We start from the raw sequence: 17,574 nt of genomic DNA, 5'->3' as shown, positions 1-17,574 counted from the left end.
AGATAGGTCATGACCGGACGGGACCACCGCCTCCGGCCCGACGACGACAGCCGAGGACAGCCGAGGGGGCACGCGATGGCACGGGCGACGGGGCAGCGGATCACCGACGGTGCCGTGCCCAAGCACGAGCAGCTCCGCATGATCCTGCAGCGCCTGGCGGCCGACGAGCTGCCGGCCGGCGCGGCCGTCCCGAGCGAGCGTCAGCTCATGGTCGACCACGGAGTGAGCCGCATCACGGTGCGCCAGGCGGTCGGGCAGCTCGTCTCGGAGGGGTGGCTGACCCGGGTCCGCGGCAAGGGCACCTTCGTGGCCCACCGCGCGGTGCAGTCGACCCTGCGCCTCAACTCGTTCACGAGCGAGATGACGTCGCTCGGCCACCGTCCGAGCACCGTCGTGCTCGTGCGCGACGAGTGCGTCCCTGCTCCCGAGACCGCGGCGGCCCTCGACCTCGGCCCGGGCGAGACCGCGCTGCACGTCAAGCGGCTGCGCCTCGCCGACGGCGAGCCGGTCAGCATCGACGACGCCTGGTACCCGTCCGCCCGGCTCCCGGGGCTCCTCGACCGCGACCTGAGCCTCTCGCTCTACCGCCTGCTCGCCGACGAGTACGACCAGCCGGTCACCCGGGCCACCCAGACGGTCGCCGCCCGAGAGGCCCCGGTCGACATCGCCACCCTGCTGGGGACGCCGGACGGCGCCCCCGTGCTGCACTTCGAGCGGGTGTCGTTCTCGCGCGACGACCCGATCGAGCGGTCCGAGAGCTGGTACCGGTCCGACCGGTACCGCCTCACGATGCAGGTGACGTCGACGGACGAGCCCGAGGACGCCTGAGTCCCGTGCGACGCGGGCCCGGACCTGGGCGACGCGGGCTCAGAACGTGAAGAGCGGCGACCGCGCCTCCACGTCGGTGCCCACCGATTCCTGGGGCACGCTGTCGGGCGCGCTGTCGAGCACGACGACGGGGCAGACCGCCGAGTAGCCCGCCGCCGCGACGACCGAGGGGTCGAAACGGACGACGACGTCGCCGGCCGAGACCGTCGCGCCCTCGGCGACGGCGAGCTCGAAGCCCTCGCCGCCGAGCTTGACCGTGTCGATGCCGACGTGCACGAGCAGACCCGTGCCGGACTCGTGCACGACCGCGAAGGCGTGCGGGTGCAGCTTGACGATCTCGCCGTCGACCGGCGAGACGACGTCGACGAGGCGGCTGCCCGCAGGAGGCGCGCTGGGCTCGATCGCCACGCCCGCTCCCACGAGCTGGCCGGCGAACACCGCGTCGGGCACGTCCGCGAGCGAGACGACCCGACCCGTGACGGGGGCGACGGCGGCGGTCACGGGAGCAGGTCGTTGATGTCCTCGGCGAGCGAGTCGGCGATCGTGCCGACGATCACCTGGACGCTGCCGCCGGCACGGACGACCGCCGTGGCGCCCGCGGCCTTGAGGGCCTTGTCGTCGACGAGGGAGAGGTCCTTCACGTCGGTGCGGAGGCGCGTGATGCACCCCTCGATCTCCTCGATGTTGTCGGCGCCGCCGAGTCCGTCGATCATGGCCTGTGCTTTCGACATGAGCTGTTCTCCTTCGTCGTGGGGCTCGTGGTGCTGGTCGTCCGGGCGGGACGTCCCGACACCGGGTGCGCCTCCTAGTTGACACCACCGGCGGGTCTGAGGAAACTACCACTCACTGGTCATGACCGGACAGGACCGGCCGACCCGCACCTCCTGCCCCAGGGCCCCGCCTGCACCGACGTCGAGTCGCGGCAGCGGCACCTGCCGCACGACTCTGCGCACGATGAGAGGACCTCAGATGACCACGACCGACACCACGGCCACGACGCCGAAGAAGGGCTCGGCCGCGTTCGCGGTGCTGCAGCGCCTCGGCCGCAGCCTCATGCTGCCGATCGCCGTGCTGCCCGCGGCGGGCCTGCTGCTGCGTCTCGGCCAGCCCGACCTGCTCGGCGCGATCCCCGGCTTCGAGACCGGCGGCTCGGTCATCAGCGCCGCCGGCAACGCGGTCTTCACCTGGCTGCCCCTGATCTTCGCGGTCGGCATCGCGATCGGCTGGGCCAAGAAGTCGGACGGCTCCACGGCCCTCGCCGCGGTCGTCGGCTACATGGTCATCGACGGGGTCTTCACGGCCATGTCGCCGCTCGTGCTCGCGGGCGAGACCACCGCCGCAGGCGATCCTGCCGTGATCAACTACGGGGTGCTCGGCGGCATCGTGATGGGCCTGCTGTCCGCGATGCTGTGGCAGCGCTTCTACCGCACGAAGCTGCCCGACTTCCTCGGGTTCTTCTCGGGTCGCCGCCTGGTGCCGATCCTCACCGCCGTCACGGGACTCGTCGTCGGCGTCGTCATGTCGTTCATCTACCCGCTGTTCAACTCGGCGCTCACCTGGATCGGCACGGCCGTCGCCGCGAACGACGTCGTCGGCGGCGGCGTCTTCGGCGTGGTCAACCGCCTCCTGATCCCGACCGGACTGCACCACATCCTCAACAACGTCGTGTGGTTCCTCGTCGGCGACTTCACCGGGGACGACGGCACCCTCTACCGCGGCGACCTGACCCGCTTCTTCCAGGGCGACCCGAGCGCGGGCGTCTTCATGACCGGCTTCTTCCCCATCTTCATGTTCGCCCTGCCCGCGGCTGCCCTGGCCATCTGGCGCCACGCCCGCCCCGAGAAGAAGAAGCTCATCGGCGGCATCATGCTGTCGACCGCCCTGACCGCGTTCCTCACCGGCATCACCGAGCCGCTCGAGTTCTCGTTCATGTTCGTCGCGTGGCCGCTCTACCTCATCCACGCGGTCCTGACGGGCACGTCGATGGCGCTGGTGAACGCGCTCGACATCCACACCGGGTTCTCGTTCTCGGCGGGCCTGATCGACTACGTCCTGAACTTCAACATCTCGCAGAACTCGATCTGGCTCATCCCGATCGGCCTCGGCTACGCGGTGATCTACTACGTCGTCTTCAGCTTCGTCATCAAGAAGTGGAACCTCAAGACTCCCGGTCGCGAGGACGACGACGTGTCGGCCGAGTCCGCCGACGCGGCGACGAAGGCCTGACGCGTGGAGATCGTCATCGTCCGCGACGCCGCCGAGGCGGGCCGCGTCGCCGCACTGAAGATCGCGTCCGTCGTCGAGCGCGAGCCCGAGGCGGTGCTCGGCCTGGCGACCGGCTCCTCCCCCACCGGGATCTACGCGTCGCTGGCGGGCCGGGTGCAGGCGGGTGAGCTCGACTTCTCGCGCACCTCCGGCTTCGCCCTGGACGAGTACGTCGGCATCCCGCTCGAGCACCCCGAGAGCTACGCGTCGGTGATCCGGCGCGACGTCGTCGTGCCGCTCGGCATGGACCCCGCCCGCGTGCGGGTGCCCGACGGCCGCGCCGACGACATCGAGGCCGCCGCGGTCGAGTACGACGAGGCGATCGCGGCCGCAGGCGGGATCGACATCCAGATCCTCGGGATCGGGGCGAACGGGCACATCGGCTTCAACGAGCCGACGTCGTCGTTCGCGTCGCGCACCCGGATCAAGACGCTGGCGCCGCAGACCCGCGCCGACAACGCGCGCTTCTTCGACGATCCGTCGCAGGTGCCGACGCACTGCATGACGCAGGGTCTCGGCACGATCCTCGACGCCCACGAGGTGGTGCTGGTCGCCGTGGGCTCGTCGAAGGCCTCGGCCGTGGCGGGCATGGTCGAGGGTCCGCTCTCGGCGATGTGTCCCGGGAGCGCGCTGCAGCTGCACCAGCACGCGACGATCGTCGTCGACGAGGAAGCGGCGGCGCTGCTCACCCTCGCCGACTACTACCGCTACACCTACGCGAACAAGCCGGCCTGGCAGCGCTTCGAGCGCTGACCCGGCCGAGCACCGACCTGCTCGAGCGCCAGCCTGCTCGAGCGCCAGCTTGCTCGAGCGCCGACCTGCTCAAGCGCCGACCTGCTCGAGCGCCAGCCTGCTCGAGCGCCGCCCCGGGCTTGTCCCCTCCTCATTCAGGAACATCGGTCCTGATCCAGGGCCGGCGATCCGGCATTCAGGAACATCCGTCCCGACCGCCGTCGCGCCTCCTTGCACCATGCAGGAGGCGCGGCTCGGTCGTTCCTGAACCGTGCACCGATCAGGAACCTGAGTCCCCCCGCCGCGCGGATCAGGCGCGATGTTCCTGAATGAGGAGGCGCAGACACCCGCAGGAGGCGCGGCGTCAGCCCCGCAGGTCGGGGAAGTCGGCGTCGCGCCACTCGGCGGCGAGACGGTCGCCCTGCCGGGCCGCCGCCTCCTCGCGCTCGCGCAGCTCGACCCGGCGGATCTTGCCCGAGATGGTCTTCGGCAGCTCCTCGACGAACTCGAGGCGTCGCACGCGCTCGTACGCCGGCAGGCCCGTGCGCGCGTGGGCCAGCACGGTGCGGGCCGTGTCGGCCGTCGGCTCCCAGCCGGCGGCGAGCGTGACGTACGCCTTGACGACGGCGAGCCGGACGTCGTCGGGCGCCGGCACGACGGCCGACTCGGCGACCGCGGGGTGCTCGATCAGCACGCTCTCGACCTCGAACGGCGACACCTTGTAGTCGGACGACTTGAAGACGTCGTCGGTGCGGCCGACGAACGTGATCATGCCGTCGGCGTCCCGGGTCGCGACGTCGCCGGTGTGGAACAGCCCGTCGCGCTGGGCGGCCGCCGTGCGCGCCTCGTCGCCGAGGTAGCCGGCCATCAGGTTGACCGGCCGCACCCGCAGGTCGAGGCAGACCTCGCCTGCGTCGCCGACCACGCCCGTCGCCGGGTCGACCAGCACGACCTCGACGCCCGGCAACGGGTGTCCCATCGAGCCGGCCTTGACGACCGAGCCGGGAGGGTTCGCGACGATCGCCGTCGTCTCGGTCTGGCCGTAGCCGTCGCGGATGTCGAGGCCCCAGGCCTGCTGCACGCGTGAGATGACCTCGGGGTTGAGCGGCTCCCCCGCCGACAGCGCCTCGCGCAGCGCTCCGGGACGCTCGCCGAGCGACGACTGGATCAGCATCCGCCACACGGTCGGCGGTGCGCAGAACGACGTCACCTCGGCTCGGTCGAGCTGCTCGCGCAGGGCGGCGGCCGAGAACCGCGCCTGCTCGTGGACGAACACGGTGGCCTCGGCCGTCCACGGCGCGAAGAACAGGCTCCACGCGTGCTTGCCCCAGCCCGGGGACGAGATCGTGAGGTGCACGTCTCCCGGCCGCACGCCGATCCAGTACGTGGTCGTGAGGTGCCCGACCGGGTACGACGCGTGCGTGTGGACGACCATCTTCGGCTTGCTCGTCGTGCCCGACGTGAAGTAGACGAGGCACGGGTCGCTCGTCGCCGTGTCGACGACGGGCGCCGTCGCGGAGGCGCGGCGCGAGTCGTCGAAGGACGCCCACCCGGGGCGCTCCCCGCCGACCACGATGCGTCCCACGCCCTCGGCGAGACGATCGAACTTCGGAGCGTCGGCGACCGCGGCCACGACGTGGCGGACGAGCCCCCGCTCGACCCGGTCGGCGAGGTCACGGGGAGCGAGGACGACGGAGGTGGGCAGGATGACCGCACCGATCTTCATGATCGCGAGCATCGCCTCCCACAGCTCGACGCGGTTGCCGAGCATGAGCATGACGTGGTCGCCCTTCGCGACCCCGCGCTCGACGAGCCACGAGGCGACCTGGTCGGAGCGACGCCGCATCTCGTCGAAGGTGACCCGGTGGTCGGCGCCGTCCTGGTCGACGATCCAGAGCGCGACGCGGTCGTTGCCCTGCGCGATCGCGTCGAACCAGTCGCGGGCCCAGTTGAAGGAGTCGCCGACGTCGGGCCAGCGGAACGCCGCACGCGCCGCCTCGTGGTCGCCGGCGTGGGCCGACAGCGCGTCCCGGGCAGCGCGGAACGCGGCGGTGGACGGCTTCTCGGCGGCGGAGGCTGCGACGGAGGGTGCGACGGGGACCATGTCTCCATGATGCTCGCCCGCCCATGCCGGGCGCGGCATGCGGCGCGGTGCTCCCTTGATCCGTGGTCCGCGATCGACCGACCGCGATCCGTGCCGCACGCGCTGTTCTTCTCGAGGGCGGGTTTTCCGGGCCGAGGGCGGGTAGGCGGCGACCCGCCCTCGACCCGGAATGCCCGCCCTCGACGGCTCCGCACGGAGGATCACGGGCGGGTGCCTCTGGGAGGATCGGAGGATGAGCGACCGCACCCGCACCTCCTCGTCCGCTGCCGACGCCGGCCCGAGACGCGTCGTGCTCGAGATCGCCGTGACGTCCCTGGGCGGCGCGCTCACCGCGCAGGCCGAGGGAGCCGACCGGGTCGAGCTCTGCACCGCGCTCGAGATCGGCGGCGTCACGCCGTCGCAGGGCCTGACGGAGGCGGTCGTCGCGACGGGCGTGCCGGTGCACGCCCTCGTCCGGGCGCGGGGCGGCGACTTCGTCTACGACGAGGCGGACCTCACCGTGATGGAGCGCGAGGTCCGCACCCTCGTCGCGGCAGGCGTCGCCGGGGTCGTCGTGGGGGCGCTGCGGGCCGACGGCTCCCTCGACGTGGACGCCGTCGCGCGGCTCGCGTCGGTCGCGCGCGAGGCGGCGGCGGCTCGCCCGGCGGGGCACGGCGGCGGCCGTCTCGACCTGACCGTGCACCGCGCCGTCGACCGGGCCGCCTCACCGGTCGACGCGGTCGCCGCCCTCGCCGCGCTCGGCGTCGACCGGGTCCTCACCTCGGGAGGCGCCTCCCGCGCACGCGACGGGCTCACGTCGGGCGTCCTGCCCGACATGGTCGCGGCGTCCGGCGGCGTCGAGGTCATGGCGGGCGGCGGCGTCCGGCTCGACGACATCGCGGCGCTGGTCGCCGCGGGCGTGGCCGCCGTGCACCTGTCGGCGTCGACGACGGCTGTCACCCCGGCGCACGCGGGCGCCGACGAGGACGGGCACGACCGACCGCTCGTCTCGCTCGGCTCGGCGGGCGCGACCGACGCGTACGCGGTGACCGACCCCTCGGTGGTCCGAGCCGCGCGCGCCGCGCTCGACGCCGCGACGCGCGTGCCGACGCCCCACGGCGACTGACGGGCCCGGCCCGGCCCGCCCCGCCCGTGAGCGTGCACAGTGGAGCGATGACAGAGCAGTCCCTCCTCGTGATCGGCGGCACGGGCCAGATCAGTGCCGCGTGCGTCCGTGAGGCGGTGCGCTCCGGCTGGTCCGTCTCGGTGCTGAACCGCGGCAGCACGAGCAGCCGCTCCCTGCCCGAGGAGGTCGAGTCGATCGTCGCCGACGTGCGCGACGAGGAGGCGCTGGTCACGGCCCTGGCAGGCCGTCGGTTCGACTCCGTGGCCGACTTCCTGACCTTCACCCCCGACGACCTGCGCTCGGTGCTGCGGGCCGTCGTGCCGCACGCAGACCGGTACGTGTTCATCGGCTCCGCCTCGACGTACCAGAAGCCGCCGGCCGCGCTGCCGATCTCGGAGTCGACGCCGCTGTTCAACCCCTGGTCGCAGTACGCCCGCGACAAGATCGCCTGCGAACGGCTGCTGCGCGACGAGCACCTCGCGGGCCGCGTCCGCGCAACCGTCGTGCGCCCGTCGCACACCTACGACCGCACCCACGTCCCGCTGCTCGGCGGCTGGACCGTGATCGACCGGATGCGCCGCGGAGCCCCCGTCGTGCTGCACGGCGACGGCACCTCGATGTGGGCGATGACCCACTCCGACGACTTCGCCCGGGCGTTCGTGCCGCTGCTCGGCGCTCCCGAGGCGTCGGGAGAGGCCTTCAACATCATGTCGTCCGAGCTGCTCACCTGGAACGAGATCGCCCGCTGCCTCTCGGACGCCGCCGGCGGATCGCTGCACGTCGTCCACCGCACGACCCACGACCTCGTCGCGGCGGCGCCCGAGTGGGACGCCGACCTGCGCGGCGACCGCAGCCACCCCGCCCTGTTCGACTCGTCGAAGGTGCGCGAGGTCGCCGTCGGCTGGGAGCCGCGGGTGCCCTTCGCCGAGGGCGCCCGCCAGATCGTCGCGTGGCACGATGCCGACCCGTCGCGCCGCGTCGTCGACCCCGAGGTCGACGCCCTCTACGACCGGCTCGTCGCGGGCTGATCGCCGACCCGACCGGTGCCGCGTGCGCGGTCTGGGCGTGCGCAGCCGTCGGTGCGGCTCGTCGGGGCGACGGCGCTCGGAGTGCGGGCGGGTCCGTCGTGGGCGGGCCGTCGCCGCCGCCCGGCCACGACGAACTCGACCGGTCTCGGGGGCTCCGTCTCGGCAGTGCTCAGAAGCGCGTCAGCCAGGTGCCCTCGACGACCGGGGGCTGCTCGCGGGCGGTCGTGCCGCCGCGCACGAGCGAGAGCTCGCGCCACTGCGACAGGGTCGTGCAGGGGTGCGAGACGCCGAGGCGCACCAGGTCGCCGACGGCCAGCCCCGAGGAGGCGCCCAGCCGGAGGAACGCGTGCTGGTCGTTCAGGGCGGTCACCACGGCGCCGTCGAGCACGCCGTCCAGGTGCGTCGCCGACGCGTCGTCCGCACCCCCTCCTGCGGTCGGTCGCCACGCGTCGAGGGGAAGGGGCAGGCCCTCGTCGTCTGCCGTGTCGCGTCGGCCGACGTTCAGCAGGGCGAGCTCGGGCTCAGGCCGTGAGATGACCGTCGCCCAGAGCTCGATCGCGGGCAGGAACGACTCGCGGCCCGTGACGCCGTCGATCGGCGGGGTCGTGTCGCGGGCGAACGGCGTCAGGCGCCGGTAGAGGTCGTGGTCGTGCGCGACGTACGAGCCGGAGCGGAGCACCACCCGCGTCCGCGGCCCGCGCTCGCCGAGGGGGTCGTGCCGCCCGGCGAGCACGGCGACCACGCGTTCGAAGTAGACGCTGCCGCCCGCGCTCACGACCACGTCGCCGCCGCTCGCCAGCCAGGGCCCGAACGCATCGGGGCCGATCGCGTCGAGGAGCTCGACCACAGTGCGCAGGTAGTCGTCGATCAGCTGGATCCCGGCGGGGTCGACGTCGTGCGTCAGGGCGCCCTCGTAGCCGGTGACGCCGGCGAGCACGAGGTGCGGCGCCGCGACGACGGCGTCGACCACGGCGAGCGCCTCGGCGAGGCTGCGGGCTCCCGTCCGGCCGACGGGCGAGCCGATCTCGACCAGCACGGCCAGCGGCGGCACGGCCGGGGCGGCGGACTCCGACGTGCTGTCCGACCCCGCGGCGTCGGCCCCCCTGGCGGCAGCACGGGCGAGCGCCTCGTCGGCGAGGCGGACGGCGTCGACCGAGTCGACCCACATCAGCACGCGCGTCGACCCGGGGTCGGCAGCGAGGGCGACGAGCGCCTCCTCGGAGAACGTCGTCCCGGCGAGCACGACGTTCCGCACGCCGGCCTCGCGGGCGACGGACGCCTGGAAGGCCGTCGCGACCGTGATCCCCCACGCCCCTGCGTCGAGCTGGCGCCGCCAGATGTCGGGTGACATGGAGGTCTTGCCGTGCGGCGCCAGGTCGACCCCGGCCGCTCGGCACCACGCGGCCATCGTCGCGACGTTGTGCTCGAGCGCGTCGAGGTCGAGCGTGAGGAGGGGCGTGGGGAGGCGCAGCAACGGTGCCGGCCGGTGCTCGCTCGCGAAGGTGGCCTTGGACGTCTGCACGGGGGTGTCCTCTCGTCGTGGCGCGGTGCGGTCTCCCGATAGCTTTGCAGGGGAGACGCCGTGAGAGCGCGCCGTCCACAGCCACCGCCTCCTTCACCAGGAGGCCACAGCCCCACCGACACTGAGGAGAGACCCCCTGTGAGCGACAAGACCCAGGTGATCACCACCGGAGCCCCCACCCCCATGCCGATCTTCTCGCAGGGGGTGCTGAAGAACGGGCTCCTCGCCGTCTCCGGCCAGGGCCCGCAGGACCCGGCGACGGGCGAGTACCTGTTCCGCGGCGACCTGACGGCGCAGACCCTGCGCACGCTCGACAACGTGAAGGCGATCGTGGAGGCGGCCGGCGGCACCGTCGACGACGTCATGTCCCTGCGCGTGTTCCTCACGCAGCGCAGCGACTTCGCGGAGATGAACGCGGCCTACGAGACCTGGGTGCGGGCGAACGTCACCAGCGGCGTGTTCCCCACCCGCACGACGATCTTCGTCGAGCTGCCCAACGAAGCGATGCTCGTCGAGATCGACGCTCTCGCCATGCTCGGCTAGGCGCCCGCCCCGGCAGCGCACTCCCGTGCAGGCGCGCCCGAGAACCCCTCGGCCGCGACGACCGTGGTGATCTCATCCCCCCGGGTGAGGTCTCTCCTCTTGAAGCACCCCCGATCCTGTGACATGTTGGACTGACATTCACTGCTGATCGAAGGAGCTCGCATGTCGAATCACGATCTGTCGTCACGGTCGGTCCGGGGCGTGGCCGTCGCGGCGGGCGTCGCGGCGCTGGTCGCCGCCGCGGCCGTCCTCACTCCGCAACCTGTGGCTGCACAGCCAGCGCCAGCGCCGGCCCCGGCCCCGGCGCCGGCGCCGGCGCCGGCGCCGGCGCCGTTCATCATCGGCGGCGGGGAGGTCCCCGACGGCAGGTACCCGTTCGTGGTGTCCCTCCAGATCGACGGGGAGCACCAGTGCGGCGGCTCCGTCGTGCACCCTCAGCGCGTGCTCACCGCAGCTCACTGCGTGGAGGGGCTCACCCAGGAGGAGGCCGACGCCCTCACCGTCGTCGCAGGGCGGACGAACCTCGCGGACACGACGACCGGGCAGGTCCGGTCGCTGCTCCCGGGTCCCGTCTCGCAGTCCGTCGTCGTGCACCCCGAGTCGGACACCGGGGGCGGCAGATACGACGCAGCCCTGGTGACCCTGGAGACTCCCCTGACGGGCATCGCCCCCGTGCTGCTGCCCACTCCGGGCACGGACGCGCTGATCCGCCCCGGCCACCAGGCCACGGTCATCGGCTGGGGCAACACGGACACGCAGCTGCCGAACTACCCCGACCGGCTCCGCGAAGTGGACGTCCCCCTCCTTCACCAGGACGAGTGCGCTCTCAGCTACGACACCTTCGACCCGTCGACCGAGATCTGCGCCGGCGTACGAGGGAAGGACTCGTGCCAGGGCGACAGCGGCGGGCCCCTGTTCCGTTCGGTCAACGGCAGGACGTACCAGATCGGCATCGTCTCCCGCGGCCACGGGTGCGGCGACCAGGGCGCCCCCGGCGTGTACGCGTCGCTGAGCTCCGCCGCCCTCCGGGCCGGCTTCCTGTGACGTGGCCCCATGCTGCCGTCGTCTCCCGGGCCAGGGGCGACGGCAGCATCCGCTCTCTCTGGCCGGAGGCCGGCCGCTACGCCCCGGTGAGCACCGCCGTGCGGCGCAGCCAGGCGTCGTCGGCGAGCTGCGCCAGCATGAAGCGGGCGACGTCGGCCCGGGTCACCTGGGTCGAGGCTCCGTCGGCCAGGTGCTCGGAGGCCACGACGTCTCCCGTCGCGGGGTCGTCCACGAGGCGCGTGGGGTAGACCAGGGTCCAGTCGAGGCCGCTGTCGCGCACCTGCGCGTCGGCCGCCTCCTTCGCCTCGTAGACCTTGCCGAGCACGGTGTGGAAGAAGATCTTCTGCAGGGCGCTGGCGTCGCCCTCCGAGTCGCCGACGCCGAACGCCGAGCAGACGACGAGCCGCCGGACGCCCGACGCCTGCATCGCCGGCAGCAGCGCCTCGCCCACCTCGACCTCGACGGGGTGACGCACGCGGCGGGAGCCGACCGCGTTCAGGACGGCGTCCTGGCCCGCGACCGCCGCCGCGACGTCCGCTGCGGACGTCGCGTCGCCGACGACGACCCGCACCCCGTGGCGCTCGTCGAGGGCCGTCTCGTCCCGCACCAGGACCGTGACGTCGTGGCCGGCGGCGAGCGCCTGGCGCAGCACGTGCGACCCCACTCCCCCGGTGGCTCCCAGCAACAGCAGCTTCATGGCGTCTCCTCGTCGTCCGGCGCGCGTCGAGACGGGCGTCGACGAGCTGACGTCGAGCGAACACCCCCGGGTCGTGTCCCGGCCATGAGCAGCTCGTGCGTTCGCCCAGATGCCGTCACGCCCGGTCGCGACGACGCGACCGCGACAAGACGACGTGGTAGGTCACGTCGCTTTGTCGCTGTGACGTCGCCTCACGGCCCAGCAGACCTCAGGCGAGCCCCGCGAGCTCGCCCGCGACGAGCTCGCCCGAGACCCAGACCGCACGCACCCCCGACGGCGAGCGGCGCGGCTCCGCGTACGTCGCGCGGTCGGCGTACGCGGCCGGGTCCACGAGCTGGAGGTCCGCCGCCGCCCCCGGCACGAGCCCCAGGGGCGCCGAGGAGGCGACGGTCCCGAAGCGGCGGTGCGCGGCGACGCTCATCCGGTGCACCGCCTCCTCGCGGGCCAGCACCGCCGACGGCCCGGTGCCGGCGTAGACGTCGAGCAGCCGGGCGAAGGTGCCGTACAGCCGCGGGTGCACGGTGCCCGACTCGCGCGGCAGGCCGTCCGAGCCGACGAGCGTGTGCGGCCAGGCGAGGGCAGTGCGCATACCCTCGAGGTCGGTGTGGAAGACGATCACCGTCAGCGCGCCGCGCTCGGCGAGCACGAGGTCGGCGAGCACCTCGCGCGGGTCTCCGCCGAGCTCGGTCGCGATGTCGTCGACGCTGCGGCCCTCGAGGCCGGCATGCTCGGGCAGGGAGAAGCCGGCGAGCAGGATGCGGGCAGGCCCGATCGCCGCCCACTGGTTCTCGAGGGTCGTGTCCGGCCACGGCTCCTCGAGCCCTGCCAGCACCGCGGTGCGGGTCGACGGGTCGCGGAGCGCCTCGAGCAGGCTCTCGACCCCGCGGTCGGCCGTCGACGGCGGGAACAGCGAGGCGACCGTCGTGCTGCCCGCGTCGTAGGGATAGACGTCGGCGGAGACGTCGAGACCCCGTTCGCGCAGGTCGTCGAGCCTGTCGACGATCGCGCCCATGCCGCCGACGTTCCGCGGCCCGGTGACCTTGAGGTGACTGACGTGCACGCGGGCGCCCGACTCGAGACCGAGCGAGGCGAGCTCGTCGACGGAGGCGCGGAGCCCGTCAGCCTCGTTGCGCACGTGGGCGACGAGGAGCGCGTCCCTGGCCGCCACCTCCCTGGCGATCGACAACAGCTCTGGCCGGTCGGCGGTGTCGCCGGGGGCGTACATCAGGCCCAGCGAGACGCCGAGGGCGCCCGCGTCGAGAGCCTCGCCGACGGCGCCCGCGATGCGCGACACCTCGTCGGCAGCGGCCGGGCGACGCACCATCCCGAGCACGGAGGCGCGGACCGGCGCGTGCGGGACGAGTGTGCGGGCGTGCACGCCGAGCGGCTCCCGGGCGAGCGTGTCGACGTAGTCGCCGAACCGCGCCCAGCGTCGGTCGGGGAACGGTCCGAGCACCGGCAGCGAGTACTGCTCGAGCGAGCGATCGAGAGTGTCGGTCGGCGACGGCGCCACGCCCTGGCCGCAGTTGCCGACGATGGTGGTCGTCACGCCCTGCGCGATCTTCGGCGCGACGCCGCCGGGTCGGAACAGCGCCGCGTCGTCGTGAGCGTGCACGTCGACGAACCCGGGCAGCACCTCGAGTCCGCGAGCGTCGACCACCTCGTCCGCAGTGGCGACGTCAGACGTGGCGGACGCCGCGGCCCCCGGCCCTACGGCCGCGACCACGCCGTCGCGCACGACGACGTCGGCGACCTGCGCCGCGCCTCCTCGACCGTCGTGGACCGTCGCCCCGATCAGCACCAGCGTCGACACGGGACTCTCCTCTCCTCACTCAGGAACGGGCGACCGCGCGTTCCTGATCAGTGCACGACTCAGGACTCGCGCTCTCTCCCCCGCGCGGATCAGGACTCGAGTTCCTGAATGAGGAGAGGGCAGCGCGCGACCGTCGGTCAGGCGATGTTGGCGGTGACCGAGGCGATGTACGCGGCGCGGTCCTCGCGCGAGGCCGGCCGGCCGGGCACGCCCGGACGCGTCTGCCACGGCAGCGGGCCCGACGCCCGGTGGTACTCGACCCCCGAGGCCTCGAGGCGCAGGAGGTGGTGGTCGAGCCGTGCGGAGAAGCCCGCGAAGTCCCGCGGCGCGTCCGACCAGAGCACGTCCGCCACCGCGCAGAGCCGGGGGAAGACGAGGAAGTCGACGGTGCGGGGAGAGTCCATGTGCTCGGTCCAGACGTTCGCCTGGCCGCCCAGCACGTGCCGCGCCTCCTCGTCCGTCAGCTCGGCGGGGACGGGCTCGAACGCGTAGACGTCCTCGAGGCCGAGGACGATCGAGACCGGGATGGGCTCGTCGGGCGAGTCGGACTGGCGGTAGTCGAGGTACACCTGGTCGTCGGGGCACGCGACGACGTCGTAGCCCAGCCGGGCGGCGGTCACCGCGCCGGTCATGCCCCGCCAGGAGGCGACGGTCGCGCCGGGCGACATCGGTCGCGGGCCGCCCCCGTCGACCTCCGCGTCGGCTCCGGCCTCGGCTCCCCCGTGGCCGTGGCCGTGGCCGTGGCCGTGTCCCTCGAGGATCTCGTCCCAGCCGAAGGTGCGGCGGCCGGCGGCGGTCACGTGCTCGTCGAGCTGGCCGATGAACCAGGCCTGCAGCTGCTCCTCGTCGGCGAGGCCGCGCTCGCGCATGAGCTCCTGCGTGCGGGGGTCCGCCTCCCACTGGGCCTTCGGGCACTCGTCGCCGCCGACGCCGATCCAGGTGCCGGGGAACAGGTCCATCACCTCGGTGAGGACGTCCTTGTAGAAGTCGACCGTCGACTCCTCGGTGTTGAGCACGTCCTCGAAGATGCCCCACTCGGTGCCGACCGCGATCTGGCGAGGCTCGGGCACGGGCAGGCCGCCGACCTCGACCGCCCCGACGCCGAGGTGCGGGTAGGCAGTGATCGCGGCCATGGAGTGTCCGGGCACGTCGACCTCGGGCACGACGGTCACGTGCCGTGCGGCGGCGTACGCCACGACCTCGCGGATGTCGGCCTGCGTGTAGAAGCCGCCGTGCGGCCGGCCGTCCTGGGTCGCCTCGGGGCCGGCGCCCACCTGGGACGACTCGCGCCAGGCGCCCACCGTCGTCAGCCGGGGGTACTTGACGATCTCGATGCGCCAGCCCTGGTCCTCCGTGAGGTGCCAGTGCAGCGTGTTGAGGCGGTGCGCCGCCATGAGGTCGATCAGGCGCATCACGTCGTGGGTCGGCATGAAGTGCCGTGCCACGTCGAGGTGCATGCCGCGCCAGCCGAACCGGGGCGAGTCGGCGATGTCGACGGCGGGCACCGACCACTCGACGCCCTCGACGAGCGAGCGACGGAACACCTCGGGCGGGAGCAGCTGCCGCAGCACCTGCGCGCCGTAGAAGACGCCCGCGGCCGAGCCGCCGGTGATGCGCACGCCGGCCGGTCGCACCTCGACGCGGTAGCCCTCGTCGTCGAGCGCCGGGTCGAGGTCGAGCGAGATGCCGGCGCCGTCGCCGTCCCCTTCGCGCAGGGGCAGCCCGGTCGCGGGCCGCAGCACGGACTGCAGCCAGGCGACGGTGCCCGCCAGCTCGTCGGGCGCCGAGACGCGGGTGGCGCAGTCGAGCAGGTACGCGCCGGAGGCGGCGGTCAGCTGGTCGACACGGGGCAGCAGCAGGGGGTCGGTCACGGTTCTAGCCCTTCACGGCGCCGGCGGACATGCCCGACACCAGGTTGCGTTGGATGATGACGAAGAAGACGACGACCGGCAGCGAGAACAGCACGCTGGCCGCCATCTGCCCGCCGGAGTCGGTGCCGGTGTTCTGCGAGACGAACGACGCGAGCCAGACCGGCAGCGTGTACATCGACTGATCTTTCATGAACGTGTAGGCGATGATGTAGTCGTTCCAGGCCGCGATGAAGGCGAAGATGCTCGTCGCGATGACGCCGGGCGCCACGAGCGGGAACAGGATGCGCGTCAGCACCTGCCAGGTGTTCGCGCCGTCGAGCTGTGCCGCCTCCTCGATCTCCATCGGGATGGCGACGAAGAACCCGCGCATCACCCAGATGGAGAACGGCAGCACCGTCGCGATGTACGCCAGCACGAGGCCCGCGTACGTGCCGAGCAGCCCGATGCTGTTGAAGATCAGGAACAGCGGGATGAGCAGCGCCGTCGTCGGCAGCATCTGCACCGCGAGGATCACGATCATGATGGTGCGGCGACCGCGGAAGCGGAACCGCGAGAGCGCCGCGGCGGCGAAGAAGCCGAGGATGATCGCGAGCAGCACCGTCGCGATCACCACCACCGCGCTGTTGCGCAGGTTCACGAGGAACCCGCTCTGCGTGATGGCGACGACGAAGTTGTCGAGCGTCGGGTTCTGCGGCAGGAACAGCGGGGTCGACGTCATCGACTCCGACCGCGGCTTGAACGCCGTGTTGACCATCCAGTAGACGGGGAAGATCCACACCGCGCTGAACAGCACCGCCAGCGAGTTGCTGAACCAGCGGGGCTTCTTGCGGCGTCGCGACCGACGGGCCGGCGTCGCACCTCCTGCGGTGCCGTCTGACGAGCCCGGCGCAGGGGCGGCGGAGGCGGGGACGGCCGAGTCGGCGGCCGCAGCGGTCTCGGAGGGGCCGTCGGTCGCCGAGGCGCCGACTCCGGTGGGGACTGTCGTGGTCACAGGTCTTCTCCCGAGCGGATCAGGTTGCGGATGTAGAAGGCGGTCAGGCCGAGCAGCAGCAGGGTCGTGACGACCGAGATGGCGGCGCCCTGACCGATCTCGAAGCCGACGAACGCCGTCTTGTACATGAAGACGCCGAGGGTCGACGTCGCGTCGTCGGGGCCGCCCTGCGAGACGAGCCAGATCTGGTTGAAGACGTTGTAGTCCCAGATGATCGAGAGGATGGTCACGAGCAGCAGGGTCGGCTTGAGGAACTGCAGGGTGACGTCGCGGTAGACGCGCCACTCGCCGGCACCGTCGAGACGGGCCGCCTCCTTGTACTCGGGCGAGACCTGCGTCTCGGCCGCGTAGAGGGTCAGCGCGATGAAGGGCACCGCCTGCCAGACGATCAGCATCCAGATCGACGTGTACGACAACAGGGGGTCGTTCGACCACTGCGTGTCGGTCATGTCGCCGAAGACGCGCAGCTGGGTGAGCATCCAGTTGACGACGCCGTAGCCGGGCTGGAAGAGCCAGTTCCAGACCAGCGAGGAGGCGACGTTCGGCATCGCCCACGCGAAGATCAGCACGACGGTGACGACGTACCGCATGCTCGTGTGGATCCGCGTCAGCAGGTGCGAGACGCCCATGCCGATGACGACGCTGCCGGCGACCATCGCGACGGTGAAGAGCACCGTGCGGAGCAGCGACCACCAGAAGTCGCTGTCGGTGAACAGCGTGACGTACTGCTGCAGGCCGACGGACTCGTAGGCGCCGGTGAACAAGCTGCGCTGGTCGTAGTTCGTGAACGAGGTGAAGACCAGGAACACGATCGGCGCGACCATCACGACGAGCAGGACGATGCCGGCCGGGCTCAGGAGCCAGAGCGGGGCGAGCTGGCGCTTCTTCCTGCGCCGCGGGGCTGGGCCCTCGGGGGCGTGCTGGCGGGGCGGGAGGGGCGGCGCTGTGGTGACGGCCATGGCTGCTTCCTGGGTCGGGACTCAGAGATCGGGTCGAGCGGTGGAGCGGGGACTGGCCGGGCGACGCGCGTT

Annotated in this window: 15 protein-coding genes and 1 pseudogene; 7 read left to right on the top strand and 9 right to left on the bottom strand. The window is 72.6% G+C overall.

Features of this window, described 5'->3' with window-relative positions; genetic code table 11:
* The first annotated feature begins 9 nt into the window (after positions 1–9).
* Positions 10–828, top strand: a complete 819-nt coding sequence (locus ES689_RS09000; RefSeq protein ID WP_223269496.1) for a GntR family transcriptional regulator — start codon at positions 10–12, stop codon at positions 826–828.
* Between the two features lie 39 nt (positions 829–867).
* Here ES689_RS09000 and ES689_RS08995 read toward each other — a convergent pair whose 3' ends face one another.
* The gene (locus ES689_RS08995; protein ID WP_146903096.1) at positions 868–1,329 is read right to left on the bottom strand and encodes a PTS glucose transporter subunit IIA; all 462 of its coding nucleotides are present in this window, start codon (positions 1,327–1,329) and stop codon (positions 868–870) included.
* Positions 1,326–1,562 (bottom strand): annotated as a pseudogene (locus tag ES689_RS08990) (glucose PTS transporter subunit EIIB); the annotation flags it as partial. The gene ES689_RS08995 and the pseudogene ES689_RS08990, both read right to left, overlap by 4 nt.
* A gap of 235 nt (positions 1,563–1,797) precedes the next feature.
* On the opposite strand from ES689_RS08990, the gene ES689_RS08985 reads away from it, so the two are divergent.
* Both ES689_RS08985 and nagB read left to right on the top strand, forming a co-directional pair.
* Positions 1,798–3,054 carry a PTS transporter subunit EIIC gene (locus ES689_RS08985; RefSeq protein WP_146903091.1) on the top strand — a complete coding sequence of 419 codons (1,257 nt, stop codon included), beginning with the start codon at positions 1,798–1,800 and terminating at the stop codon, positions 3,052–3,054.
* Positions 3,055–3,057: 3 nt separating this feature from the next.
* On the top strand, positions 3,058–3,846 hold the full coding sequence (nagB, locus tag ES689_RS08980) for a glucosamine-6-phosphate deaminase (protein ID WP_146903088.1): 789 nt from the start codon (positions 3,058–3,060) through the stop codon (positions 3,844–3,846).
* A 343-nt stretch (positions 3,847–4,189) separates the two neighbouring features.
* Here nagB and ES689_RS08975 read toward each other — a convergent pair whose 3' ends face one another.
* Complete coding sequence (locus tag ES689_RS08975; RefSeq protein WP_146903085.1) at positions 4,190–5,929, bottom strand: AMP-binding protein; 1,740 nt, start codon at positions 5,927–5,929, stop codon at positions 4,190–4,192.
* A gap of 232 nt (positions 5,930–6,161) precedes the next feature.
* On the opposite strand from ES689_RS08975, the gene ES689_RS08970 reads away from it, so the two are divergent.
* Positions 6,162–7,034 carry a copper homeostasis protein CutC gene (locus tag ES689_RS08970; protein WP_146903082.1) on the top strand — a complete coding sequence of 291 codons (873 nt, stop codon included), beginning with the start codon at positions 6,162–6,164 and terminating at the stop codon, positions 7,032–7,034.
* A gap of 47 nt (positions 7,035–7,081) precedes the next feature.
* Positions 7,082–8,062, top strand: a complete 981-nt coding sequence (locus tag ES689_RS08965) for an NAD-dependent epimerase/dehydratase family protein (RefSeq protein ID WP_146903078.1) — start codon at positions 7,082–7,084, stop codon at positions 8,060–8,062.
* Between the two features lie 169 nt (positions 8,063–8,231).
* Here the strand turns inward: ES689_RS08965 and ES689_RS08960 are convergent, their stop codons facing one another.
* Positions 8,232–9,584 carry an alanine racemase gene (locus ES689_RS08960; RefSeq protein ID WP_146903075.1) on the bottom strand — a complete coding sequence of 451 codons (1,353 nt, stop codon included), beginning with the start codon at positions 9,582–9,584 and terminating at the stop codon, positions 8,232–8,234.
* 138 nt (positions 9,585–9,722) lie between these two features.
* Between ES689_RS08960 and ES689_RS08955 the strand changes: the two genes are divergently transcribed.
* Positions 9,723–10,127: a RidA family protein gene (locus ES689_RS08955; RefSeq protein WP_146903072.1), complete on the top strand. Its 405-nt coding sequence runs from the start codon at positions 9,723–9,725 to the stop codon at positions 10,125–10,127.
* Positions 10,128–10,289: 162 nt separating this feature from the next.
* Entirely contained in the window at positions 10,290–11,171 is an 882-nt protein-coding gene (locus ES689_RS08950; protein WP_146903069.1) for a trypsin-like serine protease, read from the top strand.
* A 76-nt stretch (positions 11,172–11,247) separates the two neighbouring features.
* Here ES689_RS08950 and ES689_RS08945 read toward each other — a convergent pair whose 3' ends face one another.
* From ES689_RS08945 to ES689_RS08925, 5 genes are all read right to left on the bottom strand, one after another.
* The gene (locus tag ES689_RS08945; RefSeq protein WP_146903066.1) at positions 11,248–11,868 is read right to left on the bottom strand and encodes an NAD(P)-dependent oxidoreductase; all 621 of its coding nucleotides are present in this window, start codon (positions 11,866–11,868) and stop codon (positions 11,248–11,250) included.
* A gap of 208 nt (positions 11,869–12,076) precedes the next feature.
* Entirely contained in the window at positions 12,077–13,681 is a 1,605-nt protein-coding gene (locus ES689_RS08940; protein WP_146903063.1) for an amidohydrolase family protein, read from the bottom strand.
* Between the two features lie 137 nt (positions 13,682–13,818).
* Positions 13,819–15,552: a beta-N-acetylhexosaminidase gene (locus ES689_RS08935; protein ID WP_146903059.1), complete on the bottom strand. Its 1,734-nt coding sequence runs from the start codon at positions 15,550–15,552 to the stop codon at positions 13,819–13,821.
* Between the two features lie 4 nt (positions 15,553–15,556).
* Positions 15,557–16,543 carry a carbohydrate ABC transporter permease gene (locus ES689_RS08930; RefSeq protein WP_223269495.1) on the bottom strand — a complete coding sequence of 329 codons (987 nt, stop codon included), beginning with the start codon at positions 16,541–16,543 and terminating at the stop codon, positions 15,557–15,559.
* Positions 16,540–17,502: a carbohydrate ABC transporter permease gene (locus tag ES689_RS08925; protein ID WP_146903056.1), complete on the bottom strand. Its 963-nt coding sequence runs from the start codon at positions 17,500–17,502 to the stop codon at positions 16,540–16,542. The genes ES689_RS08930 and ES689_RS08925 overlap by 4 nt, the downstream gene beginning before the upstream one ends.
* Between the last annotated feature and the right edge of the window lie 72 nt (positions 17,503–17,574).

The organism is Frigoribacterium sp. ACAM 257, assembly GCF_007954365.1.
Classification (GTDB): domain Bacteria; phylum Actinomycetota; class Actinomycetes; order Actinomycetales; family Microbacteriaceae; genus Frigoribacterium.
This window is presented reverse-complemented; position numbering and strand designations above follow the sequence as displayed.